26 protein-coding genes are annotated in these 24374 nt (G+C 57.0%); 19 read left to right on the top strand and 7 right to left on the bottom strand.

Annotation, left to right across the window (positions count from 1 at the left end):
- The first annotated feature begins 43 nt into the window (after positions 1 to 43).
- The 4 genes from ACR0DY_RS08885 (at position 44) to ACR0DY_RS08870 (ending at position 3334) form a co-directional block, all read left to right on the top strand.
- On the top strand, positions 44 to 835 hold the full coding sequence (locus tag ACR0DY_RS08885; protein WP_480483895.1) for a trypsin-like serine peptidase: 792 nt from the start codon (positions 44 to 46) through the stop codon (positions 833 to 835).
- Entirely contained in the window at positions 832 to 1647 is an 816-nt protein-coding gene (locus tag ACR0DY_RS08880) for a trypsin-like serine peptidase (protein ID WP_480483896.1), read from the top strand. The genes ACR0DY_RS08885 and ACR0DY_RS08880 overlap by 4 nt, the downstream gene beginning before the upstream one ends.
- A 122-nt stretch (positions 1648 to 1769) precedes the next feature.
- Positions 1770 to 2237, top strand: a complete 468-nt coding sequence (locus tag ACR0DY_RS08875) for an Hsp20 family protein (protein WP_209599221.1) — start codon at positions 1770 to 1772, stop codon at positions 2235 to 2237.
- Between the two features lie 170 nt (positions 2238 to 2407).
- Complete coding sequence (locus ACR0DY_RS08870; RefSeq protein WP_209507228.1) at positions 2408 to 3334, top strand: DMT family transporter; 927 nt, start codon at positions 2408 to 2410, stop codon at positions 3332 to 3334.
- A 167-nt stretch (positions 3335 to 3501) separates the two neighbouring features.
- Here the strand turns inward: ACR0DY_RS08870 and ACR0DY_RS08865 are convergent, their stop codons facing one another.
- Positions 3502 to 4977 (bottom strand): NAD-dependent succinate-semialdehyde dehydrogenase, encoded by a 1476-nt coding sequence (locus ACR0DY_RS08865; RefSeq protein WP_480483897.1) that lies wholly within the window; start codon positions 4975 to 4977, stop codon positions 3502 to 3504.
- Between the two features lie 285 nt (positions 4978 to 5262).
- Between ACR0DY_RS08865 and ACR0DY_RS08860 the strand changes: the two genes are divergently transcribed.
- The 6 genes from ACR0DY_RS08860 to ACR0DY_RS08835 all read left to right on the top strand — a co-directional run bounded on the left by ACR0DY_RS08860 (position 5263) and on the right by ACR0DY_RS08835 (position 12424).
- Positions 5263 to 6342 carry a coiled-coil domain-containing protein gene (locus ACR0DY_RS08860; protein WP_267365200.1) on the top strand — a complete coding sequence of 360 codons (1080 nt, stop codon included), beginning with the start codon at positions 5263 to 5265 and terminating at the stop codon, positions 6340 to 6342.
- A gap of 298 nt (positions 6343 to 6640) precedes the next feature.
- Positions 6641 to 7759 (top strand): hypothetical protein, encoded by a 1119-nt coding sequence (locus ACR0DY_RS08855; protein WP_480546240.1) that lies wholly within the window; start codon positions 6641 to 6643, stop codon positions 7757 to 7759.
- Between the two features lie 55 nt (positions 7760 to 7814).
- Entirely contained in the window at positions 7815 to 9746 is a 1932-nt protein-coding gene (locus ACR0DY_RS08850; RefSeq protein WP_480483901.1) for an AAA family ATPase, read from the top strand.
- Positions 9747 to 10163: 417 nt separating this feature from the next.
- Positions 10164 to 11501: a DUF6638 family protein gene (locus ACR0DY_RS08845; protein ID WP_480483902.1), complete on the top strand. Its 1338-nt coding sequence runs from the start codon at positions 10164 to 10166 to the stop codon at positions 11499 to 11501.
- A 1-nt stretch (position 11502) separates the two neighbouring features.
- The gene (locus ACR0DY_RS08840) at positions 11503 to 11769 is read left to right on the top strand and encodes a hypothetical protein (RefSeq protein ID WP_480483903.1); all 267 of its coding nucleotides are present in this window, start codon (positions 11503 to 11505) and stop codon (positions 11767 to 11769) included.
- A gap of 10 nt (positions 11770 to 11779) precedes the next feature.
- The gene (locus tag ACR0DY_RS08835; protein ID WP_480483904.1) at positions 11780 to 12424 is read left to right on the top strand and encodes a DUF1523 family protein; all 645 of its coding nucleotides are present in this window, start codon (positions 11780 to 11782) and stop codon (positions 12422 to 12424) included.
- 53 nt (positions 12425 to 12477) lie between these two features.
- Here ACR0DY_RS08835 and ACR0DY_RS08830 read toward each other — a convergent pair whose 3' ends face one another.
- The 6 genes from ACR0DY_RS08830 to ACR0DY_RS08805 all read right to left on the bottom strand — a co-directional run bounded on the left by ACR0DY_RS08830 (position 12478) and on the right by ACR0DY_RS08805 (position 19716).
- Positions 12478 to 13572 (bottom strand): flagellar basal body P-ring protein FlgI, encoded by a 1095-nt coding sequence (locus ACR0DY_RS08830; protein WP_480483905.1) that lies wholly within the window; start codon positions 13570 to 13572, stop codon positions 12478 to 12480.
- Positions 13569 to 14576, bottom strand: a complete 1008-nt coding sequence (locus ACR0DY_RS08825; RefSeq protein WP_480483906.1) for a flagellin — start codon at positions 14574 to 14576, stop codon at positions 13569 to 13571. The genes ACR0DY_RS08830 and ACR0DY_RS08825 overlap by 4 nt, the downstream gene beginning before the upstream one ends.
- A gap of 2 nt (positions 14577 to 14578) precedes the next feature.
- Positions 14579 to 16030, bottom strand: a complete 1452-nt coding sequence (flgK, locus tag ACR0DY_RS08820) for a flagellar hook-associated protein FlgK (protein WP_480898121.1) — start codon at positions 16028 to 16030, stop codon at positions 14579 to 14581.
- 33 nt (positions 16031 to 16063) lie between these two features.
- The gene (locus ACR0DY_RS08815) at positions 16064 to 17359 is read right to left on the bottom strand and encodes a flagellar hook protein FlgE (protein WP_267366907.1); all 1296 of its coding nucleotides are present in this window, start codon (positions 17357 to 17359) and stop codon (positions 16064 to 16066) included.
- A gap of 91 nt (positions 17360 to 17450) precedes the next feature.
- Positions 17451 to 18290 carry a flagellar motor protein MotB gene (locus ACR0DY_RS08810; protein ID WP_480483908.1) on the bottom strand — a complete coding sequence of 280 codons (840 nt, stop codon included), beginning with the start codon at positions 18288 to 18290 and terminating at the stop codon, positions 17451 to 17453.
- A gap of 88 nt (positions 18291 to 18378) precedes the next feature.
- A complete protein-coding gene (locus tag ACR0DY_RS08805) occupies positions 18379 to 19716 on the bottom strand; it encodes a FliI/YscN family ATPase (RefSeq protein WP_480546238.1) in 1338 nt (445 codons plus the stop codon).
- An 87-nt stretch (positions 19717 to 19803) separates the two neighbouring features.
- Between ACR0DY_RS08805 and ACR0DY_RS08800 the strand changes: the two genes are divergently transcribed.
- From ACR0DY_RS08800 to ACR0DY_RS08760, 9 genes are read left to right on the top strand one after another with little or no spacing between them, the layout of a single operon-like run.
- Positions 19804 to 20190 carry a FlgB family protein gene (locus tag ACR0DY_RS08800; protein ID WP_480483910.1) on the top strand — a complete coding sequence of 129 codons (387 nt, stop codon included), beginning with the start codon at positions 19804 to 19806 and terminating at the stop codon, positions 20188 to 20190.
- Between the two features lie 12 nt (positions 20191 to 20202).
- Complete coding sequence (gene flgC, locus ACR0DY_RS08795) at positions 20203 to 20589, top strand: flagellar basal body rod protein FlgC (RefSeq protein WP_480483911.1); 387 nt, start codon at positions 20203 to 20205, stop codon at positions 20587 to 20589.
- Between the two features lie 11 nt (positions 20590 to 20600).
- Entirely contained in the window at positions 20601 to 20891 is a 291-nt protein-coding gene (gene fliE / locus ACR0DY_RS08790; RefSeq protein WP_480483912.1) for a flagellar hook-basal body complex protein FliE, read from the top strand.
- Positions 20892 to 20895: 4 nt separating this feature from the next.
- Positions 20896 to 21168 (top strand): flagellar biosynthetic protein FliQ, encoded by a 273-nt coding sequence (locus ACR0DY_RS08785; RefSeq protein WP_480488141.1) that lies wholly within the window; start codon positions 20896 to 20898, stop codon positions 21166 to 21168.
- Positions 21168 to 21878: a flagellar hook-basal body complex protein gene (locus ACR0DY_RS08780; RefSeq protein WP_480483914.1), complete on the top strand. Its 711-nt coding sequence runs from the start codon at positions 21168 to 21170 to the stop codon at positions 21876 to 21878. The genes ACR0DY_RS08785 and ACR0DY_RS08780 overlap by 1 nt, the downstream gene beginning before the upstream one ends.
- 21 nt (positions 21879 to 21899) lie before the next feature.
- Complete coding sequence (gene flgG / locus ACR0DY_RS08775) at positions 21900 to 22685, top strand: flagellar basal-body rod protein FlgG (protein WP_480507187.1); 786 nt, start codon at positions 21900 to 21902, stop codon at positions 22683 to 22685.
- On the top strand, positions 22685 to 23101 hold the full coding sequence (gene flgA / locus ACR0DY_RS08770) for a flagellar basal body P-ring formation chaperone FlgA (RefSeq protein WP_480539470.1): 417 nt from the start codon (positions 22685 to 22687) through the stop codon (positions 23099 to 23101). Before flgG ends, flgA begins: the two co-directional genes overlap by 1 nt.
- Positions 23101 to 23832 (top strand): flagellar basal body L-ring protein FlgH, encoded by a 732-nt coding sequence (gene flgH, locus ACR0DY_RS08765; protein WP_480488139.1) that lies wholly within the window; start codon positions 23101 to 23103, stop codon positions 23830 to 23832. Before flgA ends, flgH begins: the two co-directional genes overlap by 1 nt.
- A 9-nt stretch (positions 23833 to 23841) precedes the next feature.
- The gene (locus ACR0DY_RS08760) at positions 23842 to 24342 is read left to right on the top strand and encodes a flagellar basal body-associated FliL family protein (protein ID WP_480539421.1); all 501 of its coding nucleotides are present in this window, start codon (positions 23842 to 23844) and stop codon (positions 24340 to 24342) included.
- Positions 24343 to 24374 lie beyond the last annotated feature (32 nt).

Raw genomic sequence — 24374 nt, 5'->3', positions numbered from 1 at the left:
ACACGTAGGACAAAAGCTTCAGAGTGAGTCCCCGGAGACCCGAGTGCGCAAATGGATTAAGGCGATTGTTCTTTGTGCTTTGCCGATGGCGGCTACAGCACAGGACACCAGGCTGGAAAGCCTGGAGACCTCGGATTCCGGGCGCGAATGGATGGCTGTCGGTCGTCTGGATATTGCCGGAAAAGGGTTCTGCACCGGAACGCTTGTGTCGCCGACCCTTGTGCTGACAGCGGCGCACTGCCTGTTCGACAAGGTGTCCGGGCAGCGGGTGAACCCGTCCGATATCGAATTTCTGGCCGGGTGGCGGCTGGGCCGCGCTTTGGCTTATCGAACGGCAAGACAAGCTGTAATTCACCCGGATTATCAATTCAGTGCTGAGTCGTCGACGGACCGTGTCGGCGCAGATGTCGCCCTGATCGAGCTTTGGCAGCCGATCCGCAACACATCGGTCATTCCGTTTGAATCAGGAGATCAGCCGCGCCGGGGTGCGGAAGTAGGCGTGGTGTCATATGCACATGACCGGTCAGAAGCGCCTTCGTTGCAACAGGTTTGTTCGGTCATGAACCGGCAGGCAGGCGTTATGATCATGTCTTGCGACGTCGACTTCGGGTCTTCAGGAGCACCGGTTTTTTCTTTTACAGGCGCGCGCCCTCAGATCGTGTCGGTTGTGGCGGCAAAGGCCAGCATGGATGGCCAGAGCGTTGCGATCGGAACTGCGGTTGAACATTCGCTGCAATTGCTGCGAGACGAGCTGTCTGCCGGGCACGGATTTGGATTGTCGACCTCCGGTTCGGGGACGGGCAAGAACGTCGGTGCAAGGTTTATCCGGCCATGACCAAGGTCTTTCTAAGTCTGCTTTTGGGCCTGAGTGTTCTGGCGACCGCATCCCATGCGCAAGCCAACAAACGCAAGCTGACAGACCGGGACGACCTTTACGGTTGGGAAGCAATCGGGCGGCTGGATGTGCGCGAAGAGTCCTATTGCACAGGTACTCTGATCGCGCAGGACATGGTGCTGACCGCTGCCCATTGTGCTGTCGACCGCCGTACCGGGGAAACATACGCGCCCGAAGACATCACGTTTCGTGCGGGTCTGAGCAACGGCAGCGCGTTGGCCGAGCGTCAGATTACGCAAATTGCCGTTCTGCCCGGCTACGCTTCAAATAACCCGCTTTCGCACGAAGGCGTTCGGATGGATGTCGCCCTGATGCGGCTGAATGAGCCCATCCCGTATTCGATTGCCGATCCTTTCGTGTTGCACAGCGGGCGAGTTTCGGGAAACGAGATCAGCATAGCCTCGTATGGGCGCGGACGATCCGAGGCGATCACGCGGGAAAGGTCGTGCCGCGTATTGGATCGCAGGCAGGGCCTGATCACTTTTGATTGCGACGTCACCTTCGGGTCTTCCGGATCCGCCATTCTGGCAAAAAACGGCTCGCGCTGGCAGGTTTTGTCCGTGGTTTCAGCGGTAGGCACGAACGGTCGCAGAAAGGTGGGGTTCGGCATGGAGCTTGACGAGATAGTGGCCGAACTCAAGTCTATCATGCGGCGCGATGCGCCAAAACCAACGGCTACGATCCGCCGGTTACAGGCTGGGTCCGGCACGTCCGGGTCTGGTGCGAAATTCATCAGCTCCGGCGGGGGTTGAACTCGGTCAAATCGCTTCCCATGTCACTGATATCGGATCGCCACAACGGGGTCCGTCATTAACATTGGTCCGTCCAGCCGGAGGGCCAGATCGTGAATCGCTCAAGACTGAGGATATGACACATGCGTACATTTGATTTTGCACCGCTGCACCGCGCCACCATTGGCTTTGACCAGATCGCCGACATGATGGATCGCGTTCTGACCAATGATGTGGCACAGCCAAGCTATCCGCCCTACAACATCGAAAAAACCGATGTCGACACGTACCGTATCTCGGTGGCCGTCGCTGGTTTTTCGGAAAGCGACCTGTCCGTTGAAGTGAAAGAAAACTCGCTGGTTGTTGCCGGTAAGAAGGCATCCGAGGACAAGAGCCGCAGCTATCTGCATCGCGGCATCGCAACCCGCGCGTTCGAGCGTCGCTTTGCTCTGGCCGATCATGTCCGTGTCACCGGCGCAAGCCATGAAAACGGAATGCTGAACATCGACCTGAAGCGAGAAGTGCCCGAGGCCCTGAAACCGCGCCGGATCGAAATTACCTCGGCTAAAGCCATCGAAAAAGACGTGGTTGACGCCAAGGCCGTGAACTGAGGCTTTGAAAGCCTGGCGGCAGTCTCCTCCTCCCGGACTGCCGCAACACCCGCGCCCCGCGTTCCTCCAGACGCGGGGCGTTGTTTTTTGATGTCAGCGCCTATGCTCATCAATGCGTCGGCCCGGTAAACTCGGCTACACTCATCGCGAACCTGTGCTAGAACTTGCAGATGTCGACGACATCCACGCAGACCAGACCGGCTATTCCGCAACCGCTTGCGGTTGTTGGCGTTCTTTTTGCTTCAATCTGTTTCGGGCTTGTTCCCTATTTCAGCAGGGGGCTGACTGAGCAGGGCGTTGCACCTTTCGCGGTCGCATTCTATCGCTACATCGTTCCAGCGGTTTTGTTACTGCCAGTGCTCATCGTACACCGAAAAGCCTGGCGCGAGATTTGTTGGGGTCTTGCGGTCGGAGTGGTGATGGGGCTTGGCTGGATTGGATATGTCACAGCCTTAAAGACACTGCCCGCATCGACGGTGGGCGTGCTCTATATGACATATCCGGTTTTCACGTTGATCATTGCGTGGGCTTTGTTCGCAGATACTCCCACAAGGCGCGCGTTTCTTGCGTCTGGCCTCATCATTCTGGCTGCCATCATAGCAGGCTCGCCAGCATCCGTTCCGTTCGAGCACATTCCTACGCTTTTAATCTCGCTGGCTGCGCCATTTGGTTTTGGCTTCGGGATTTCTGTTTTGGTCCACAGGTTGTCCCGAATTGCGCCACTTGCACGTATCGCCTCGGTGTCGCTGGGATCGGTTCTTGGGCTTTTGCCTTTGATGCTGAGTGCAGACGTTTCCACGCTGCTTCCTGACGGTCAGTCCGATTGGGTTCTGATCATTGGAATTGGATTGGTCACGGCGCTTGTGCCGCAGCTTGTCTACACGATCTGTTCGCCGCTGATCGGCGCTTCTCAAACTGCAGTTGTCGGAAGCATTGAATTGCCCACGATGTTTGCAGTCGGGTTCTTTGCGTTTGGAGAAGCAATCACTACTGCGCAAGCCATAGCCTGTGCTTTGGTTTTAGGAGCGATTGCAATCACCAGAAGTCGGGTGACGCGCACCGTAACGACCGTGATAGCCAAAGAGGAGAAGACGTAAGTTTGGGATCGGATCGGGCCTATAGAAAAGTCCCCACGAAGCTTGCCCGCAGGGAATTCATGCTTGGTGAAATAAGGTCATTGCCCAGCCGTCACCGGCCCGTTTGACCGGAACAACGCTTCGCCTGTGGGCAGAATGGCCACCGCCCCAAGGCGATGGCCGCCAGATCAGACCGACATGCAGACGTATTTCATCTCAAGATAGTCTTCCATGCCGTGGTGGCTGCCTTCGCGACCCAGACCGGATTGCTTGACGCCGCCGAACGGGCCCAACTCGGTCGAGATGATGCCGGTGTTCACGCCGACAATGCCATATTCCAGCGCTTCGGCCACTTTGTAGACGCGGCTCAGATCTTTTGCATAGAAATACGAGGCCAGGCCAAAGATTGTGTCATTCGCCATTGCGATCACGTCATCTTCATCCTCGAACTTGAACAGCGGGGCCAGCGGGCCAAAGGTTTCGTCCTGCGCCACCATCATGTCCTGAGTCACTCCGGTCACGATGGTCGGCTGAAAGAACGTACCGCCCAGATCGTGAGGCAAGCCGCCGGTCAGAACGGCGCCGCCCTTGTCCGTAACATCCTTGATATGCTCTTCCACCTTGGCGACCGCATCGGCATTGATCAGCGGACCGGTTGTGGTGCCCTCGGCCAGACCGTCGCCGATTTTCAGGGCTTCGACCGCCGCTTTCAGTTTGGCAGCGAACGCGTCGTAAACACCGGCCTGTACATAGATGCGGTTGGCACAGACACAGGTCTGGCCGTTATTGCGAAATTTGCACAGCATCGCGCCTTCGACCGCAGCATCCAGATCCGCGTCATCAAACACGATAAAGGGTGCATTGCCGCCCAGTTCCATCGAACATTTCATGACCTGATCAGCAGCTTGCCGCAGCAGGATGCGCCCCACCTCGGTCGAGCCGGTAAAGGTCAGCTTGCGTACACCGGGGTTTTCGCAAAACTCCTTGCCGATCTCGCTGGCCTGGGAAGAAGGCACTACGTTGAACACGCCAGCTGGCACGCCGGCTTGTTCCGCCAGACGCGCCAGAACCAGCGCGGAAAGTGGCGTTTCTGCCGCCGGGCGGGCAACAAAAGCACACCCCGCCGCCAGCGCAGGTCCTGCTTTGCGAGTGATCATGGCGTTGGGAAAGTTCCAGGGTGTGATCGAGGCCGCTACACCAATGGGCTGTTTCAGCACCATGATCCGTTTGTCGCGCTGATGCCCCGGGATGGTCTCGCCATACACGCGCTTGGCCTCTTCCCCGAAAAATTCGATGAAGGAGGCACCATAGCCGACTTCGCCGATGGCCTCAGCCAGTGGTTTGCCCTGCTCCGCGGTCAGGATCTTGCCCAGATCTTCGGCGTTCTCCATCATCAGGTCGAACCAGCGCCGCAGGATCACCGCTCGTTCCTTGCCGGTCAACTTGGCCCATTCCTTTTGCGCGGCTTCGGCCTGTGCAATTGCTCCGGCGACTTGCGCTCGGCTGACATCGGCCACTTTGGCCACCACATCGCCCCGGGCCGGGTTGGTCACGTCGAAAGTTCCGTTGTCACCGTCCACCCACTGACCACCGATATAGGCTTTGGTTACAAGCAAGTCAGGATTCTTCAGAATTGATTTCAGATCGGTCGTTGCGTCCAGCATGTCATTCTCCGCGCAGAAGTTGAGTTGCCGCACCCAATCAGGTGTTGAGGGCTTTGTCTATGTCCACCGATGCGGGTCGATCAGCCCAGATTTGATCAAATTATTTTCAGGCCCAATCGTTGCAGCATAGTCGCAGCGTTGAGTTCTACGTCAGGTTGCGATCACGTGGCTTTCCTTTCCACCCCAAGTTTGCCAGAGTTTGCGTGATTTTTGGACTCAAGGGGATGTAAATGACCGTAACATTCCCTATCTTATTGGGTAATTAAAGAAAAAAGGACAGCAGAGATGTCGAACCAGCAATTCGAAGCGCTTATCAAAGAAACGCAAACGAAAGTGCGCGAAAGCCAGTCGCAGATTGAGGGGCTGACCTCACGGATCGAAGCGGCGCGGGCCAAGATTGGAACGGCCGAGGCCGATATCGACATCGAAAATGCCACGCTTGAGGATGTTCACGCCCATACTGAGGTGATGAACGCCAACATCGCCGAGCTGATCATGGGTCTGGACGATGTTACCAACGCGTTTTCCAAGGATTTCGACGAGATGCGCTCGAAAACCGGGTGGGAGTCGTTTGTCGGCATCTTTTCCAAGGGAAAATCCGAGTCGCTCCGGCAAGAGCGGATGCGAACGGCCAATATCGACGACAAATTGCAGGACCTGATCGCCAAATCCGATGTGATCGTGAAGCTGTTGCAAGGGCAGCTGACTGTGCTGGAAGAGCAACGCGTAAAGGTCGAGGATAACCTGACAGGCACGCTGGACGATCGCGAGGCAACCGTGGCCGAACTGGAAGCACTGCGGGCCGAGATCCAGGGCATGGACCCGGCGATTATCACGCTGGAAAACAAGATCAGTGTCGAACAGGACGCCGCCGCGCGCACCCAGCTGGAAACTCAGCTGGCCGAGCTGAACAAGCAATACAACGCCAAGGTTCAGGAAGAGCAGGTCAAGTTGGCCAAGTCTCAGACGCTGGAGCGTTATATCGAAAAGGGTAAGACCTGGGTCGATTCACTCCAGAACCAGGCGGCGACGCAGATGGTGCTGATCAACAAGCTGCAGACAGACACGCAACAACGCGTGGTGCTGTATGACGCCCTGACAAAATCGCTGAAAACCGCGCAGCAACAGGACGTGGCCCACCGCATCAACGAGATCGGCGTGCAGACGGACCAAGAGGCGCAGACGGCGATGGCCGCCATCGGCACCGCGACCAACCAGAAGATGGCCGACATGCTTGAGGCACACGAGGACCACATGGTCTTTGCTCGCGATGTGCTGGAGAAAAAGGCCAAGGCGGATGAACGCTTTGCCCGCCGGTTTGCCTCGATTGTCGAGAAGCATGATAAGAATTTGTATGGTGGGTAATGCTCAGAAACCCCGTAGTCAAATACATCGGAGTTTTGGCAGCATTAGTCTTGTCGCTTTACTTTGCTTACTTGGCGAAAGACCTTCCGGTGTTCCAACTTGAAGGTTCTGCCAAGTACCTTTGGTACATTCCCGCAGCGATATGGACGATAGGTTTTGCGTATCTGTTTGTGCAGACGTGGTTTGGGATAGTTTGGGTGTTTGTTACCAACCTAAAACTCTTGGACAGAATGACAGCTAGTTGGCCGCCGTCCTTAAGGAATTTGTTTGGCATCCAAGACTTTGGATCTAAAAGAAAATGACTAACCCCACCCAAGACCATGTCGGCCTGACCGACACCTTCGCCTCGCGCCGCTATTTCCGCAAATTCGAGGTGATCACCGTCCACCTCCTGCGCGTGGCGGCGACGATGGAGGCCGAGGGCGCGATCAGCAAGCAAGAGGTGCGGATCGTGTCGCGCTACCTCTCGGGGCTGCTCTACACCTTTCGCGCGCTTAGCATGAAATACCTGCTGGTTGGGCGCGATACGGGGCGGTTCTTTGGCAGCCTCGCCATGGACAAGCGCGACAGCGGGTTTCCGGTGGCTGCCGAGTTGCTGACCATGGCCAATGACGCGCAACAGGCGCATGTGCATTTGGCGAATATGCCCTCGGAAGATGACCTGAAAACCGACATGGTCCGCACGATCATTGGCGACCGGGAAATTCCAACCAAGCTGCAGTTTGCGCTGTCGCAAAGGCTCTATTACGAAGAGTTGCTTAAGGGTCAGTTGTTCTGGGCGCGCAACGATCCCGAATGTCACTGGATCGGGAATGAGGGCGAGCGGCGCAAGTTCATGATCCACTGGGCGGTCTATGACAGTCAGGTCAACCTGCCCGTCATCTATCTGATGCAGCTGGAGGACACAGGCAAAACCGCCCTGCCCAAGGACCAACGCCGCTGGCCCGAAGTGCAGGCCCATCTGATGGCGCAATCCTTGGGCGGGCTGAAACTGGTGACGATCGCCAAGGGCTTTGATCAGGATTTCGACGACCTGCACCCCAAACACCTGCGTCGCATCCATGTGGGGCCGATGTATTCCTCGGCCTATACCGAACAATCCGGCCCTTTGCGGCAGGTGTTGGAGGATGCGCAATCTCCGCAAGGGCAGGATTGGGCGCTGGCCTGGACCACCGAAGAGCTGCACAGCGAAGAGGTCATCGAGGAGCGCGCGGGCTGGTTTTCAACTGTCGAGCGCGAGGTCTTTGCGCTGGATCCTTTCGGCGGGCAGGGGGCCGAAACCGGCGCCACCCGCACCCAACGCTCGATCATCCTGCCACAGCGCCCGTTTCAGGTGCTGGCTGAACGCAACCCGCCGGGGTTTGCAGATGTGCGCAAGTTCGTCGTCAGCAATGCGGGGCAGGTTTTGAGGTACTAATTTTCGCCTTCGGCGAGAGTATTTTAGAAAAGATGAAGCAAGGGCGGTTTTTGAGATGAGTTTGACGTCAGATCAGATGGAATTGCGCGAAGACGACATTCGCAAGCATTATCCGGCAGCAACCGCTTTGCTGAACGGGTTCGAACACGCGCCGCGGATTGCCAAAGCCGTGGAAACCACCGTTGAACGCTCACCAGGCGTATCGACTGGTCGGCGGTTTCGCTCGACGACACCGGGGTTGGTGACACGCCGGACCGTGCGCGCAGACGGGGTGCATCTGGTTGAGAGGATCGAAGCCTCGGACGATGGTGACGCCTTGGTTTCGCCGCCGCAGGCAACTGCACAACAGGCGATCCGCCGCGCCATCGCAATCGCTTTGGCCGTGGCCGATACTTATGCGGAACAGACCCCGCTTGCCGATCTGAAACGCGCGAACCTTGCCGGGGATCTGCCTACCGCGCGGAAGACCGAGTTTTCAGAGGTTCTGACAGCCGAAGCGCTGATCACGATGCACACGTTCGGCAATGCGCTGGCCTATCTGTTGTCCTCGCATCTGGGTGAGACCACGGTTGATATTGGTGAGATCGAAGAGGTCCTGACAGACAACGGCCAACTTGCCCTGCACGGCGCGTTGTGGGAACTGGACCAGACGCTGGCCAAATACGCCTCGGACGATGCCCACCTGATCGCCGCCACCAGTGCCTATGCCGAGCAACTGATGGAGAAGTCAGCCCTGCGCGCAGGGTCCGCAGGTTACCTGGCCCCGTTCCAGAACGCAGCCTGGCATATCGAGGCCGACGATCTGACGATCCGGGGGTTCGAGCCGGCCTCCAAGGCCAAATCCACCACCTTGACCATGACGTTCAAGAAGCCGAACGAAGTGGTCGGCAACCATATCGCCAAATATCAGGCGATGAAGCTGGCCAAGATGGTGATGGCCTATGATTTCGACCGCCGCCTGAACCCGTTTGCGGAACTTGGCGGGTTCATCTTTACCTTCATGGGTGACGGAAAGCCGGGCACCGGTAAGACCACGCTGATCCAGATGATGGCCGGGCTGATCAACGAGTATTGCCAGAACGCAGGCTATCCGTTCCGCTATCAGAACCTGAGCACCGACAATATCGACAGTTATCAGGGCAAATCCGGCCAGAACGCCAAGGCCTTTATCAACACGATCATCGACCCCTCGGTCATCGGGTTCGGCACCATCGACGATATCGACCAGCTCGCGGGCAAGCGCGGCGACCGGCAGTCGTCAGCCGGGCAGCTGGAGATTACCGCCGTGCTAATGGAGAGCTTTGCCGGTGCCAATACCGTCGTGCGCGGCAACTGTACCTTTGGCATGTTCTCGAACTACCCCGAGAATGTGGACGACGCCCTGCGCCAGCGGGCGGGCGCCCGGTTTCTGGTGGACGGGCCGCAGACGCGCGAGGATTACATCGACATCCTGCACCTGCTGATGGGTCGCAACCACGACATCCCGCTGGGCGAACACGAGGCTTACGCCGCGCAGGAAATCAAAAAGGCCGTCGCCGCCAGTTTCGAAAGCCATTCCCGCCCGCATGAGGATGCTTTGTTGCAGGTCTATGACCGGGTCTCGGGCGTGATCGGTCAGATGGACACAATCGCCAAGCTGGGCACCTACCTCAAGGCGATCCAGCAGGCGGATGAGCGCTTTACCGGTCGCGCGATCAAGAACATCACCGACGCAGTCAAGGTGCGCGCGATGGATTTCGAACTGCCCGACGAATGGATGGAAAACCCCGACCTGTTCCTGTTCCGCGACTACGACACCAAGAAGGCGATGATCGAAGATCTACGCCAGCCTATCACGGTGGAAATGGTGATACAGGAGATCAATCGCTACGCCGACAGCGAGTTCCGCTATGCCGACAAGAGCGACGAGGTCGCCATCGACTACGCGGTGCGTGAGATGGGCCGGATGGAAGAGGCCAAGCGGCGGTATCTGGAGGGGAAGGGGTGACTTTTTGGACCGTCTTCCAACCTTATTTTTTCGCCTTAGTACTTCTCTCGCTTTTGAGTTTCGCTTTTGCGGCGCTTTTTTGGTTCAAGTCACTCGAAAAAGTGCACATTGTTTTGGCGGTAGTAACCGACGTTGTGCTCACAACTTTGGTCATGACAATATTGACATTCTTCGCTTACGTCTATGCAACCGTGTTCGCTAGAGGGCCTTGCGGCGATCCATTTACGAGTGGATTGCCTTGCCCAGTTTTCGATGAGTACGAACAGTTTGGTTGGGCGATAGTTCTATGGCTTCCTGTGTTTTTCATCGCCTTGACAATTAGGCTAAGAAGAGCTTTCCGCGATAATAGGAGTGCCTCGTAATGGGTCATTGCAAGTCGGAAACCGCACGCCTTAAGAACAACAGTAAGCTCACGCCATGATCCGCCTCATCAAAAAAGGCCTGATGTTTGGCAACCTCATCCACATCTCCAGCCCGGCCTTAGTCGAGCGGTATAACCGCGCGCTGCAGCATCTGGCGGGCAAGACCACTCAGCTTTCGGATTTTCATGTCGATATCTCGGGCTATTCGCCGGAGGTGGGGATTGAGTTGGAGGATGAGCTCTACCTCAACCCCAACGGGGTCAACCGGCAGTTCATCCTGCTGACGACCGAGCAGAAACGCGCGCCTTTGCTGAACGTCAAATTCTCGACCTCGCGCGATATCCTGCGCGAATTCATCGAGATGAATGAGGCGCAGTTGTTTGCCCTGACCGCCACTGATGCGGTGGCCGGAGAGCTGGTGAACTCGGTCTTCAAGCTCAGCAGTCCCCGTGATTTGTTTAATCTGCGCAAGATCGAGATTGAGGCCGACACCGCAGGCGGCACCTTGCGCAAGGCGCAGCAATTGGCGGGTATGGTCGAACGCTTCAAAACCGCCGAGGACGCCTGGTTCGACGATGTGCTGATCGCCAGGATGATCGAGACCGCCAAGGAGACCGGCGACGTCACGCGCAACCCCGTCCATCTGCGCCACACGGATTTTGAGCAACGCAACTTCTGGACGGCGCATTTCGGCGGGCTGTACTTGTTCCCGGACCTGGATCACCCGGCGGCGATCTGCATGGGTGAAAAACCTGGCGATTTGCCGATCAAATACGTTTTTGACCCGTTGCAGCGGAACCAGATTGCCAAGTTTCTGGATTACAATGATCTGGTCGAACCCATCGTCAAGGCGCGCGGTGTAGACGCCGCCGCAATCCTGCAGCAGAAGATGGATTTCCTGACTGTCGATGCGGCGGCGGATGCGGATGTCGACCTGACCGGGCTGGACCGAAGCGATATGCGGCGGTTGGCGCGCACTCACTCGGATGGCTTGCCCGAAGCCTATCACGGCCTTGCGCAACTGTTGCGCTGGGCAAGCGACGGGGGGCCGTGGCCGCGTATCACGTCGGATCATCCGGCTTATTTCTACACTTTGCGCGCCGCTGACACGCCGAACCGTGATCTGGTGAACATGCTGCTGGCCGAACTGGCCCCGCTGGACCCGCGCCAGATGTTCATTTGCCACAAAGAGCTGTTCTATAGCACCTATTCCAGATGGCCCGAGAGCAAGAAAGCCTATGTTGCCGACTTCCTCGCGCGCGAGTATCAGGTGGACAAGCAAGGGGCCCGTGCCGCGCTGTTCGGCCATGAGCCGGATATGAGCGGAGAAGACCGGGTCAGCGATGACATAATCGCGCGTGTTGGTCCGTGGGGTTCGGTAAGGAAAGGCTGAAATGTTCGGGTTATTGCGCCTTTTGCTGATCTTGTTGGTGATCCAGTCGATCGCCTATGTCGCGCTGTCTTTCTACTCGCGCGGGATACGCCGTCGCAAACTGGAAAGCTGGTGGGATGAGAAGGGCAAGACAGGCAACAAGGACGCTTTTGTCGAACGCGGATTGCATGTGTATGACAATTCGTTCCGGCGCAAACTGATCCTGGGTGTCTATATTGTGCCATGGGTGGCGATTGGCGCACTGATCTACATCGTGAATTACATGTGAGGGTTTAGGCATGGCCTATGTGAAATGGGCGTTCATCATCATCTTCTGGGGAACGATCGCCGTGATCCTGCAATACTCGCTGCCGCAACATGATGTTGTGCGTATCGTAAACACCTACGAAGAGCGGCAGGATCTGAACGACTGGACACGGATTTTCTGGTCCGAACCCGAAGACCAATCCACCAGCCTGTCCAACCGGGATGTGCAATTCATTCAGGCTGTGCGCGAAAATGGCAAGCCGATCGTGTACCGAAACGAAGACACCGGGTGGGGGTGGCCACCCTACTTCAAGTTCGACACGGCGAACCTTTACACCGAAGCCAATGATGCGAAATCGACCAAGGAAAACCCGAAATGGGTGGTCGTGACCCATTACGGGTGGCGCAACGAGTTCATGTCGATCTTTCCCAACGCCATTTTCATCAAACATGTGGACGGGCCGGATGTGCAGGTTATTCCCTGGTTCAACATCATTTTCCTGACAATTTTCGCCGCGCTGGTCTGGGCGGTTTGGGTGCGCTGGCGCAGGTTCCGAAAGGCCCGAATTGATCCGATGATCGAGAATGTGGAAGACGGCTTTTATGCGGCCGGTGACGCGATTGAAGAACGCCGAAACAGATTTCAGCGCTGGCTGGACAGCTGGAAATCGAAATAGGCCTTAACGTCACGGGCGTGTTTGTGGCACACCCGTTGGACCAAAGATATCGGCTACCTGACAACAAATTCTGCGTGCAAGGCGCCCGCCGCTTTGATGGTTTTCAAGATATCGATCATATCCTGGGGCGATACCCCCAGCGCATTCAGACCTGCGACAACCTCGGACAGGGTCGTAGCTTCGGGGATTTCGGCAAGGCCGGTTCCTTCTTCCTCTTCGATCCCTGCAATAGTGCGCGGAACGACCACTGTTTCGCCCCTGGCAAACGGATTGGGTTGCACGGCAATCGGTGCTTCCTGAACTGTCAGGGTCAGATTACCCTGAGAGACAGCCACACGCGATATCCGGACTTCCTGCCCCATTACGATGGTGCCAGAGCGCTGATCGACCACCACACGCGCCTTTGCTTCCGGCTCGACCAGAATATTCTCGATACGCCCAATGGCATGGGCCGTCGACACTGCCTGAGTTGCAGCAATGTTGAGTTCAACCGTGCCTGAATCGCGCATGATTGCTACAGCTCTGTTGAACTCGGTGTTTATGGCGAATTCGATACGCGCGGCCGTGGTGAAATCGGGTTCTCTCAACGCAAGGCGCATTTGGGTTAAAGTTGACAAGTCGAACTCAATTTCACGCTCAACACGCGCGCCGGACGGGATTACACCCGAGGTTGGCACCCCACGCACGACCGACGCAGCCTCTCCTTCAGCGGAAACGCCACCTGCAAGGATTGTGCCTTGTGCAACCGCATAGATTTGCCCGTCTGCTGCGTTTAGTGGGGTCATAACCAGTGTCCCACCCAACAGACTGTTTGAATCGCCTATCGCCGAAACCGTTACATCAATTTGGCCGCCGACTCTGGCGAAAGGCGGCAGACTGGCTGTCACCAAAACCGCTGCCACATTCTTGGGCCGGAAATCCTCGCCCGTTACGTTGACACCCAAACGCTCCAAGATGTTGGACATGATCTCTTCGGTGAAAGGAGAGTTGCGCAATCCGTCGCCGGTTCCGTTCAAACCGACAACCAGGCCATAACCCACAAGATCATTACCCCGTACACCGTCGAAATCGACAAGGTCCTTGAGGCGGATTGCCCCCGCCCAGGCTATACCGGGAACAAGGATCAGGAGAAGTATCAGCGCCCTCATCTCAGGAAATTCACCAGCGAAAGGTTCGCATTGCGAACGGTTACCGAATAGAGGCTTTCCAACTGAAACTGCACCGTTTGCAATTTCGCCGCTGTTTCATAAGGATCTGCTGCGATCAGCTCGTTCCGGCTGAATTCCAGACTGGTTCGGGCCATCGAATTTCGCGTGGCGGCCTGTTCGATGCGGCCCTCGGCGCTGCCGACCTGGGCCCGCAAGTTTACTGTGGCATCCTGTGCGTTGGCCAGATCGACGCCCAGCTGGGTGAACAGGGCGGTGCGCTGGTCGGAAGAAAGAGCCAACGTATTGTCGGTGGCTAATGCCGCTGTTGCAACATCCCTTAGGGCCGCCTTGAATGCCGGGTCGGTTGCCGTGAGTGGCAGCGTAACGCTTTCATTTTCCGAGATCTGCATAGGAGAGAGTGTGGTGCTCGCACCCTGATAAATCATGGCGTCAAACCCGGCAGGGCTATTGAACCATGTGTCGGCAGCCAAGCGTATGTCGGCGACGGTCACAGCCCCCGTCAGTTGTGTCTTCAACGCAGCCAACAGCGTGTCAGTCGAGGGCAGTGGCGAGACATCCGTGGCTGTACCCGAAAACAGACTGCGCCCACCAACTCGCGTGTTGAGCGCCGATACCATCGTGTCGAGCTCATTCCTGGCATGATCTGACGCCTGCGCATGATTTACCGGCTGATTGGCCGTTCCGTAGGCCAACAGAGACGCGGTTATTTCGCCAACCGAATCTCCAAATGTCTTCAGGCTCAACTGCATGGCATCCGTGAACAGGGCCGCTTCGGCTGTGGCGATGCCAAAGGCGTCGAGTCTGGCAAGCGAACGGTCCAGGTCCAGGATCTGAGAGTAATCTCCGCCAAGTCGGCCGGATATGTCCTGCACTTTGCCGGTGGACATCTCGTAAGAGAGAGTTTCAATCTGTGTTTTGATTTCAGTGGCGCGGGTGCGAAGGGTCATACCGCGCGCCAGATCGCCGATAGCAGTCAAGTTCATGCTCATAACCTCAGAAGCGTTTCCATAAGCTCATCGACGACCGAAATGACACGCGCGTTTGCTGCGTATGTCTGTTCGATCTGCATGAGGCGCTGTAATTCCTGATCCGTATCGACGCCTTGTTCGGCCTCAATCTGTGACATTTGTTGTTGGCTGTTGCTGGCAAAAACCTTCCGCTGCTCTGCAGCGTGGGATTGCGCCCCGGCTTTCGACATAAGCGCCTCGGTCAACTCGGCGGCGCGCATGTTTCCAGTGCCAAACAGCCCGCCAGGTACGGTGCGCGCATCATTCAGAATGGCACCGAAAGCACGCAGTTGCGACGCTTGTCCGGGATCGCCCGGCGTAGCGGCACCCAGCCCGGCGCGGAGCTTCCAGCTGTTCCCGCCGTTGTCGGGGTCCGCAACCGAATTCATCGAAATGCGCGATGACAGCCCGACAAAGGTTGTCGGGTCGAACCGATTTCCGTTGTCTGTGAACAGACCGGGATCTGTCGCAAGTGCCGTGGGATCCAAGCCCGGCGTTTCAAATCGTTCGATAAGATCGCGGGCAACGGTATCAAGCTGCAGCTGCGCCTCAACCGCCAATTCATCGCGAATTGAAAACTGGGCCATCAACGCGCCGCCACGGATTTGCGCAGTGTCCCCGCTGGTGCGTACCGGGTTGCCGTTCATAGCCAATCCGGACAGGAGACCATTTGCAACCGTCATGTGGGGTTTCGTCTCACCGGTCGTGGAAAAGGTGAACTCGGACGCCTTACCTTCAAGAAGTATCAACCCGCCGTCTGAATAGAGCGATACCTGATCGTTGGCACGTGGCACAACGTTGACCGGGATCAAAGTATTGACCTGATCGATCAGGACTTGCCGTTGATCCAGCAAGGCCCCGATATCGCCGCCGGAATTTTGAATGGCCGGAATCTTTGCGTTCAGAACTTCGATGTCTTTCAGAACCAGGTTCAGGCTTTCGATCTGATCGCCTATCTTGCGGTCCGCGTCCGAGCGTGCCTGTCGCACACCCTCAGAAGCCGCGTTAAGCTCTGCCGTAAGGTCGCGCGCCGCGCGCGCCACTTGATCAAGTCTTTCGATCGAGTCGGGTAGACTGGCTGCGGTGATGAAGCTGTTTTCCAAGGCAGACATACGGCTGGCAAGGGATGGCGTGCTGTCTGCTGTTCCTACAAGGTTTTCGAACCGTGAGCGGAAATCCGAAATGGAGGATTGAAAGGCAAGCTCGGCGTCTGACGACCGTCTGTTGGCCGTCAGAACCGGGTCCTGATGCCGGATTACCCCAACCGCACGCACGCCATTGCCAGATATGGGACTTGTCGCCAGTTCAAGGGACCTGCGCGCATAGTCCGGTGTCAGGGCATTCGCGATATTCCCCGAGACCACAGCCGCCCCGCGACTGGCCGCTGTCAGCCCACCCAATGCGTTATTGAGTGCCGTCGACATATTCATGAGGCCGCTCCTTTCCTTTGGTCAGCGCCTGGATCAGCGCTTCAAGTTGGTCGTTTCCTGAAGCATCTCGTCCACCGTCTGGATCACCGTGGCACTGGATGAATAGGCGCGTTGTGTCTGGATCAGAGATGTCAGCTCGGTTGCCACATCCGTGGTGGATTCTTCGCGTGCGAAGGAAACGATATCACCGGTTGGGCCTTCGCCCGCGTTCCACAGAAAGAACGTGCCGCTTTCGCGGGAAGGCGCGTAGGTTTGACTGTCCAGCGCTGTCAGGCCGTTGGGATTGGGAACATCGGCCAGCGGGATCTGGAACATTCGGCGGCTGACACCGGTATCGTAGAATGCATAGACATAGCCACTTTCATCGACCTGAACGCTGGTCATCGTACCAACGGCAGATCCATCGCGCGTGATTGAAACCGGAGCAAATGTATCGGATAGCTGAGTAATGCCATCGGAATCGCCGATCAGTCCGATATTGACCTCCATCGGGCCGCCAGCGACATTGACCATGACACTGCCGGTTACCGGATCGTAAGCGCCACCGGATACAGGAGTGACGCTGGCCAGCGTACCACCAGCCGTTCGATTATCGGTAAAGGTCAAAGTGTACTCCCCGATAATCGCGCCACCGGATGCTGAATCGCGCAGAACCATGGTCCATTCATTGCTGCTGCCAGTTGCGGGAACGGTCGGGATCAGCTGAATATCAATACTTTCGGATTTCCCGAGATTGTCGAAATACTCGACCGATAAAGGCTGTGTGTCGCCCGGCGCACCCGCATCTGTTGCCGTTGCGGGAAGGTTCATACGCAGGTTCATCTTTGTTGTCGGGGCACCGGACAACTGGTTGACGCTCAACTGAATTGGTTCAAGCGCGGCGGGCGTGTCGCGTGGAACGGGCGGGATGGACCCGTCTGCCGCAGCACGCCATCCCAAAAGAACAAGGCCGGATTCGGTCACCAGATATCCTTCGTCGTTAGTCCGGAAGGAACCTGTGGTCGTCAGCAACATCTCGTTCGAATTTGCGCCGACCTGCGAGCTGGATCGTACCGGCAACATGCCGCGTCCGCGCACTGCAAGATCGGTAGAGTTGCTGGTGGTCACCAGTGATCCGCGCTGATCAATCATGCGCTGGCTGGTCGTGCGCACGCCCCCTGCCGAGTAACTGCCACCCTGGCCAGACGTGACCATCGAATGAAAGTCAGTTTCCACTCGTTTGTATCCGTAGGTCGAAGAGTTTGCGATGTTGTCGGAAATCGTTGCCAACCTGTTGGCGTTGGCCTTCAACGCCGCCACACCGGCATTCAGCGAAGAGGAAATTGTCATTGGCGCGCCCTTCTGTTGCGTCAAGCTTCGATGCAACAGGTAACGCGCTGCCCCTTAACAGCGCGCTAACAGGTAAAATGCGTTCTATCCTTTAGGGTCGCCGCAGAAATATCACTTCGATTCTGTTGTTCCGAACCGCCATCGGATTGTCGGTGAAGAGTTTTCGGTCAGCATGACCTGTGACGCGATCCATCCGGCTTGCCGCTACGCCTTTGTCCTGTAACAGCTGGCGGACTGATTGCGCCCGGGCAGTGGACAGTTCCCAGGCGGTATTGCGAACCTGCACAACAGGAGATGCGCTGACATGGCCTGTGACAGCAATCGGGTTGGTCACGAGATCCGAAGAACGCGCTATGATCAAAGCAAGCGCCCGCAAGATCCCGGTTGGTTTCCCTGAACCGGGGTCGAACAGTGGCTGGGTGTCCGTATCGAATAGCTCAACAACGAATCCTTCGTCGGTGACGCGTGTCACGATATGCCTGAGAAGCTTGTCCGACACCTCGCTTTCACCGGTTCGCCCCAAAAGCTGAGCTTCAAGCGTCGAGAAGTCTTCGGTGTCACCTTTGCCACCACCGATGGCATCCAAACCGGTTGACCCGCGTGCCTGACGGGATTCAGTTGCGTGTTTGGTGCTGGCCCCGGCACCATCCCGCAGCAATGTCTTTTCCGACAACATGCTGTCGCCGCCAAAAGCACCGTCTCCGCCGCCGGATTCGGGGCTCAGGGGGATTGTCGGGGCGAAGTAATCCGCCAACCCTTTGCGTTGCTGTTCAGTTGTCGCGTTCAGCAGCCACATCAACATGAAGAAGGCCATCATGGCCGTGACAAAGTCGGCATATGCAACTTTCCACGCACCGCCGTGGTGACCATCACCACCCGACACACGCTTCTTCTTGATGATGATTGGCGCCGCATTGGTCTGCGCACCCATCTCCACCACCTATATTATCACCCGACTTTTTGCCTAGCAGCGCAGGTCTTAAGGTGGCCTTAATACTTAAAACTGTTTGGAATTCTGCCTAGCGTGGCAAGCTGATCGATGCACGACGCAGTATCAATGACAAGCGGTTAAAGCTGTTTTCGATTCCCTCAGCTTCCGGTTTGGCAAAAAAGGCGTCCAATTCCTCGTGAACGCGAACGGCCTGATCCAGCAGCGGATCAGACCCTTCGGCGTATAGCCCGGCCTTGATCATCACTTCGGACTGCTCGTAACTGCCCACGAGTTTTCGGGTTTCTGTGATCATCTGGTTCTCGGCCTCGGATGCGGCTCCCGGCAGGCTCCGCGACACAGATCTGCTGACGTCAATGGCCGGGAAACGCCCCCGTTCGGCGATGTCGCGGCTGAGTACAATGTGCCCGTCCAAAACGCCGCGCAGAATGTCAGCGATGGGTTCATCCATGTCCGAGCCGGCCACCAAAACGCTGAATACCGCGGTAATATCCCCCTGTTCCTGCGTTCCGGGACCTGCGCGTTCGCAAAGACTGGCGATCAGGGGGGTGACAGAGGGTGGATATCCCCGCAAAGACGGGGATTCCCCCATAGAAACAGCGATTTCACGATGCGCCTCGGCGAAGCGGGTCACGGAATCAGCCAGAAAAAGAACGTTCAAACCCAGATCCCGCAGATACTCGGCTGTCGACATGGCCGACCAGGCACACCGCCTGCGCGCCAATGCCGACTGGTCAGAGGTGGCGGCCACCACGATTGTGCGTTTCATGGCTTCGGGGCCAATGGCCTGCGCGACAAATTCATTCACCTCGCGTCCGCGCTCGCCAATCAGAGCGACTACGACGACATCGGCCTGCATGGACCGGGCCAGTGTGGAAAGCAGGGTCGACTTACCGACACCCGACCCGGCAAACAACCCCACCCGCTGCCCGCGTACGACGGGCAACACAGTGTTGAGAACCGACAAGCCGGTGGCCATCCTCTGCCCCAAAGGTTTGCGTGCCACGGCTGGTGGAGGGGCCTGCATGATATCGCGCGTCTGCGATCCGCTCAGCAACGGTTTTCCATCCAAGGGTCTGCCAAAGGGGTCGATTACCCGTCCAAGCCAGTGCAATCCTGGTGCAAAATCTGGTGATGGGTCAAGGTAGACGCGATCCCCCAGGCTCACGCCGTCGGGCGCCGCATTGGGAAGCATTTTGATATGGCCAGCACTGACATGAAGCACCTCGCCCGCAAGATCGGACCCGACGCGCCGCCGCAATGTCAGCAAATCCCCGACCCGGGCATGCGTGTTCAAACCACCGATTTCGATCAGACCCTGTGCGACGCCGGTAACCAGCCCCACGTGACGGACTGCGGTCATCCTGTCGAGTTCGTGTTTCAGAAGTACCGGGTCGAGATCAGACATCGTGGAGTCTCCAACTGAGTTCTGAAAACGGTTTCTAAAGGAATCAGGGTTAAGCCTTGATTGAAATTGATCGAGGGAGAAGCCCCGATGTTCTATGACCTGAACGTCTTTAAGACAGCGTACGCAATGGCAACCCATGCCGGGCAACGGCAAGCGGTCATTGCACGCAACATGGCCAATGCGGATACGCCGGGCTATCAGCCGCGCGATATCGAGGCCTTTCAGAAAGCTTTCGAAACCACCGGGCATGACGTGACCATGGACGCCACGCGGCCGGGCCATCTGCATGGCAGTATCGGTGCGCAAACCTGGGCTGAGGTTGAAGCTGTCCCATCAGGTGATCCCAATGGCAATGGTGTGTCGCTTGAGGAAGAGATGCTTAAATCGGTCGAGGTCAAACGACAGCACGACCGAGCGCTGGCGATCTACAAATCCTCAATGGACATTCTGCGCACCAGTTTGGGTCGCGGATAAGGGGCGGCAGGTATGAGCGATTTTTCCCATTCCCTTGTTGCGTCAGCCAGTGCTTTGCGCGCGCAATCCGCGCGGTTGCGGCATGTGTCCGAAAACATCTCGAACGCGGACACGCCCGGCTATCGACGCAAAACCGTACCGTTTGAAACCGTGCAGAAAAACGGTGGGGACATGGTGCAGGCTGGCCGAGTGACGCTTGACCAGCGTTCGCTGAGCCGCATCTACGACCCCGGTCATCCGTTGGCAGATGAAAGTGGTCACTACCAGGGCTCAAACGTCGATTTGATGATTGAAATCGCGGACGCCCGGGAAGCCCAGCGCAGTTATGAGGCCAACCTAAAGATGTTTGATCAGACGCGGCAGATGTCGTCGTCGCTGATGGAATTGCTCAGAAAATAAGGACTGCCAGAATGGATATCCGATCACTCAACGCCGCGCAGAATTATGCCGGCGCACGCTCTGCCACACAGGCCGATCCCGATCATGGCGGGGCGGCACAAGGATTGAGGGCGACCTTTCAGGACTTTGCAGCCACGCTCAGACACAGCGAACAGATGTCTCAGTCTGCGATGGTCGGTCAGGCTGATCCCCATGCACTGGTTCAGGCGCTGGCCCAGACCGAACTGGCGGTAGAAACCGCAGTGATCGTCCGCAACAAAGTGGTCGAAGCCTATCAGGAAATCCTGAGAATGCCGGTCTGACCCGATGCTCAGCGAAGGGCTTTTTTATGACATCGTTCGTCAGGCGTTGTGGGTTGCGGTCATTACATCCGTCCCGATCCTTGCCGTGGCTCTGGTTTCTGGCCTGATTGTCGGTCTGTTCCAGGCGCTGACCTCGATACAAGAGATGACCCTGACCTTCGTTCCCAAATTGATCGCCATTGTCATCGTGTTCTGGATTTCGATGGGGTTCATGACTCAGACCCTTGTTACGTTTTTTACCGGAACGCTTGTTCCCTTGATTGCAGGAGGCCGCTGATGGACACGGCTTACGTCACCCTGTCCCGCCAGTCCGGGCTAATGAATGAAATGCGACTGGTGGCGAATAACATCGCAAATGCCAACACGACCGGATATCGCCAGCAGGGGCTGGTGTTTTCGGAATACGTGCGGGACATTCCGAACAATCCGTCCCTCTCCATGAGCCGGGCCGAGGCGCGCAACACATCGTTGCAACAAGGTGTGCTTACGAAAACCGGAGGGCAGTTTGATTTCGCCATCGAAGGGGACGGGTTTTTCATGGTTGAAACCCCGGATGGCAACCGGCTGACGCGTGCGGGCAGTTTCTCGCCAAATGCCGAAGGCGATCTGGTTGCGATGGATGGTGCGCGTGTTCTGGATGCCAACGGTGCCCCGGTCTTTATCCCGCCCGATGCAGCTTCGATTGATGTCGGCAGTGATGGGACGTTGAGTGTCAACGGCCAGTTTCTGGGCCAGTTGGGCGTTTTCAATGTCGCTGATCCGCAGGAGCTGGTCCGCGAAGGAAATACGCGGTTTCGTGCCAATGGTGCGATAGACCCGGTTGATGAACCCGTTGTTTTGCATCGCTTTCTCGAAGGTTCGAACGTCAACGCTATGCAGCAGGTGACCCGCTTGGTGGAAATCCAGCGCGCCTATGAGCTGGGACAAAGCTTTCTTGACAGCGAAGACGAACGCGTGCGCGGGGCGCTCAAGGCGCTGATGCGCTGAACGGTAAAAGGAGAGTTTGACATGAGAGCCTTGAAAATTGCCGCCACCGGAATGACCGCGCAACAGATGCGGGTCGAGACGATTTCCAACAACCTGGCAAACATGAACACCACTGGCTACAACGCCCGCCGGGCCGAATTTGCCGATCTGCATTATCAACAGATGGCGCGCGCCGGAACTGTAAACGCCTCGGACGGAACAGTATTGCCGACAGGTATTCAACTTGGTCTGGGCGTGCGGCCCGCAGCTGTTACCGTGCAACTGGAACAAGGTGCTTTGTCAGCCACCGGCAGTGATCTTGACGTGGCGATCGAAGGGCGCGGATATCTGGAAGTTACGCTGCCCAGCGGTCAGTCCGCGTATACGCGTGACGGCAGCCTCAAGCGGTCGGCAGAGGGTCTCATTGTCACCTCCGACGGTTATGCGGTTTCGCCGGAACTCACCGTTCCCGACGACGCACGGTCAATTTCGATCAATGCCGCTGGCGAGGTCTATGCATATTTCGACGACACTCCCGAGGGGCAATTGCTGGGTGAGTTTGTGCTTGCCAGCTTTTCGAATGCCAAGGGGCTGGAAGCCGTTGGCAGCAATCTGTTCAAGGAGACCGAGGCGTCGGGTGCCCCGGTGCTGGGAACTCCGGGAAGTGATGGGCTGGGTACATTGCGACAGGGTTATCTGGAAGACAGCTCGGTCGATGCAGTGCGCGAGGTAACCGAACTTATCGAGGCGCAGCGCGGCTACGAGATGAATGCCAAAGTCATCTCGGCTGTGGATCAAATGATGAGCGCGACAACGCAGGTGCGATGATGCGAGGGATCGGCATATGTTTGGCACTACTGGCTCCAATCGCAGCACAGGCTGACATTGTGGTTCCAACCCGCACGATCCGGGCCAAGGAAATCATTTCCGCAGCGGATTTGAAAACAAGCTCGACGGATGTCCTAGGTGCGGTGACTGACCCTGATCTTCTGATCGGGCAAGAGGCGCGAGTGGCACTGTATCCCGGCAGGCCGGTCCGAGAAATTGATGTACGCCCCCCCGCCATCGTTGACCGCAACGATCTGGTCGTCCTGATATTCGACCGCCAAGCCTTGTCGATAACTGCGGAAGGCCGCGCCTTGGGGCGTGGCGCTGCTGGGGATCGCATCCGGGTCATGAACCTGTCGTCCAGAACAACTGTAACCGGCCAAATCCGCGCGGATGGCCAAGTCGAGGTTAAGTGATGACCGGACTGTCGAAAACTCTCCTTCTCATAGCTTTGTCTTTGGCCGCGTGTGGTCGTCTGGATCATCTTGGCAAGCCCCCGAGTTTTACACCAAACGAAGAATCTCCCGAGCAGGTTGCCATGCTGTGGCCGGGTCTGCCCTTGCACACGCAACCACAACGCACCGTTGACCGCTCATCTCTTTGGAGCGGAGGGCAGCAATCCTTGCTGGGCGATCAGCGGGCGATCAAGAAAGGTGACATACTAACAGTTGTCATCGAGTTGGATGAAAAAGCTGAGATATCAAACAACACCAGACGGTCCAGATCAGGCTCGGAAAACCTTGAGGTTCCTGGCCTCTTTGGTTTGCCCCAGCGCGTGCAAAAACACTTACCTGACGGGGCATCGCTGGATGAAGCCGTGTCCATCGAAGCGGATTCCTCAAGTTCTGGGCGGGGATCTGTGAGGCGAAACGAGAAACTAACCCTGCGTGTCGCCGCGACGGTTCTGGATGTTCTGCCGAACGGGGTTCTTTCGATTTCCGGCTCGCAGGAGTTGCGGGTCAATTTTGAGCTGCGCGAGCTTTTGGTGGCCGGGTATGTCCGCCCTCAGGATATCTCGCGACAAAACGAAGTCACCTACGACAAGATCGCCTCGGCGCGGGTGTCTTATGGTGGAAGAGGTCAGATTACGGATGTCCAGCAACCCCGATACGGCCAGCAAGTTCTTGATTCACTCTTGCCGTTCTGAGGTGCGACCGTGATTGCAAAACTGGTTCCAGTCGTTTTCCTGATTGTCGGCCTGGGTGCGGGTATCGGTGCCGGGCTGTTTCTGTCACCTTCGGGCGAGCCCGACAAAACAGCCGCCGAAAAAGAAGTGGCAAAAGAAGAGAAGGCCGGTCACGTGAAGTCTGAAAAGTCCAAGGAAAAAAAGCCAGCCTATGGGTATCTAAAGTTGACCAAACATTTTGTCGTTCCGGTGGTTGGGGATGACGAAATCGAAGCGATGGTCACTTTGTCTCTCAGCATTGAGGCGAACACAGCAATTGAAGAAACGTTTTATTCCATTGAACCCAAGCTGCGGGATGCCTTTCTTCAGGTTCTGTTTGATCACGCAAATAACGGGGGTTTTGATGGGACGTTCACCGAATCCCGAAATCTGGATGTCTTGCGTAAGTCCCTGTTGGAAGAGGCAAAAAAAGAACTGGGTGAAGATGTTTCAAAAGTGCTGATCATGAGCGTGAACCGTCAAGATACCTGACGAAGGTCGCTTCACGGTACGGATCCGGCCAG

The organism is Ruegeria sp. O6 (genome assembly GCF_056535045.1).
Note: the sequence above shows the minus strand (reverse complement) of the source record. Positions and strands in the feature narration are given on the sequence as shown.

Bases quoted from the DNA above. Each gene is read 5' to 3' on its own strand.
- ACR0DY_RS08880 (WP_480483896.1), top strand. From the start codon at position 832: ATGACCAAGGTCTTTCTAAGTCTGCTTTTGGGCCTGAGTGTTCTGGCG.
- ACR0DY_RS08875 (WP_209599221.1), top strand. From the start codon at position 1,770: ATGCGTACATTTGATTTTGCACCGCTGCACCGCGCCACCATTGGCTTT.
- ACR0DY_RS08870 (WP_209507228.1), top strand. From the start codon at position 2,408: ATGTCGACGACATCCACGCAGACCAGACCGGCTATTCCGCAACCGCTT.
- ACR0DY_RS08865 (WP_480483897.1), bottom strand. From the start codon at position 4,977: ATGCTGGACGCAACGACCGATCTGAAATCAATTCTGAAGAATCCTGAC.
- ACR0DY_RS08860 (WP_267365200.1), top strand. From the start codon at position 5,263: ATGTCGAACCAGCAATTCGAAGCGCTTATCAAAGAAACGCAAACGAAA.
- ACR0DY_RS08855 (WP_480546240.1), top strand. From the start codon at position 6,641: ATGACTAACCCCACCCAAGACCATGTCGGCCTGACCGACACCTTCGCC.
- ACR0DY_RS08850 (WP_480483901.1), top strand. From the start codon at position 7,815: ATGAGTTTGACGTCAGATCAGATGGAATTGCGCGAAGACGACATTCGC.
- ACR0DY_RS08845 (WP_480483902.1), top strand. From the start codon at position 10,164: ATGATCCGCCTCATCAAAAAAGGCCTGATGTTTGGCAACCTCATCCAC.
- ACR0DY_RS08840 (WP_480483903.1), top strand. From the start codon at position 11,503: ATGTTCGGGTTATTGCGCCTTTTGCTGATCTTGTTGGTGATCCAGTCG.
- ACR0DY_RS08835 (WP_480483904.1), top strand. From the start codon at position 11,780: ATGGCCTATGTGAAATGGGCGTTCATCATCATCTTCTGGGGAACGATC.
- ACR0DY_RS08830 (WP_480483905.1), bottom strand. From the start codon at position 13,572: ATGAGGGCGCTGATACTTCTCCTGATCCTTGTTCCCGGTATAGCCTGG.
- ACR0DY_RS08825 (WP_480483906.1), bottom strand. From the start codon at position 14,576: ATGAACTTGACTGCTATCGGCGATCTGGCGCGCGGTATGACCCTTCGC.
- flgK (WP_480898121.1), bottom strand. From the start codon at position 16,030: ATGAATATGTCGACGGCACTCAATAACGCATTGGGTGGGCTGACAGCG.
- ACR0DY_RS08815 (WP_267366907.1), bottom strand. From the start codon at position 17,359: ATGACAATTTCCTCTTCGCTGAATGCCGGTGTGGCGGCGTTGAAGGCC.
- ACR0DY_RS08810 (WP_480483908.1), bottom strand. From the start codon at position 18,290: ATGGGTGCGCAGACCAATGCGGCGCCAATCATCATCAAGAAGAAGCGT.
- ACR0DY_RS08805 (WP_480546238.1), bottom strand. From the start codon at position 19,716: ATGTCTGATCTCGACCCGGTACTTCTGAAACACGAACTCGACAGGATG.
- ACR0DY_RS08800 (WP_480483910.1), top strand. From the start codon at position 19,804: ATGTTCTATGACCTGAACGTCTTTAAGACAGCGTACGCAATGGCAACC.
- flgC (WP_480483911.1), top strand. From the start codon at position 20,203: ATGAGCGATTTTTCCCATTCCCTTGTTGCGTCAGCCAGTGCTTTGCGC.
- fliE (WP_480483912.1), top strand. From the start codon at position 20,601: ATGGATATCCGATCACTCAACGCCGCGCAGAATTATGCCGGCGCACGC.
- ACR0DY_RS08785 (WP_480488141.1), top strand. From the start codon at position 20,896: ATGCTCAGCGAAGGGCTTTTTTATGACATCGTTCGTCAGGCGTTGTGG.
- ACR0DY_RS08780 (WP_480483914.1), top strand. From the start codon at position 21,168: ATGGACACGGCTTACGTCACCCTGTCCCGCCAGTCCGGGCTAATGAAT.
- flgG (WP_480507187.1), top strand. From the start codon at position 21,900: ATGAGAGCCTTGAAAATTGCCGCCACCGGAATGACCGCGCAACAGATG.
- flgA (WP_480539470.1), top strand. From the start codon at position 22,685: ATGCGAGGGATCGGCATATGTTTGGCACTACTGGCTCCAATCGCAGCA.
- flgH (WP_480488139.1), top strand. From the start codon at position 23,101: ATGACCGGACTGTCGAAAACTCTCCTTCTCATAGCTTTGTCTTTGGCC.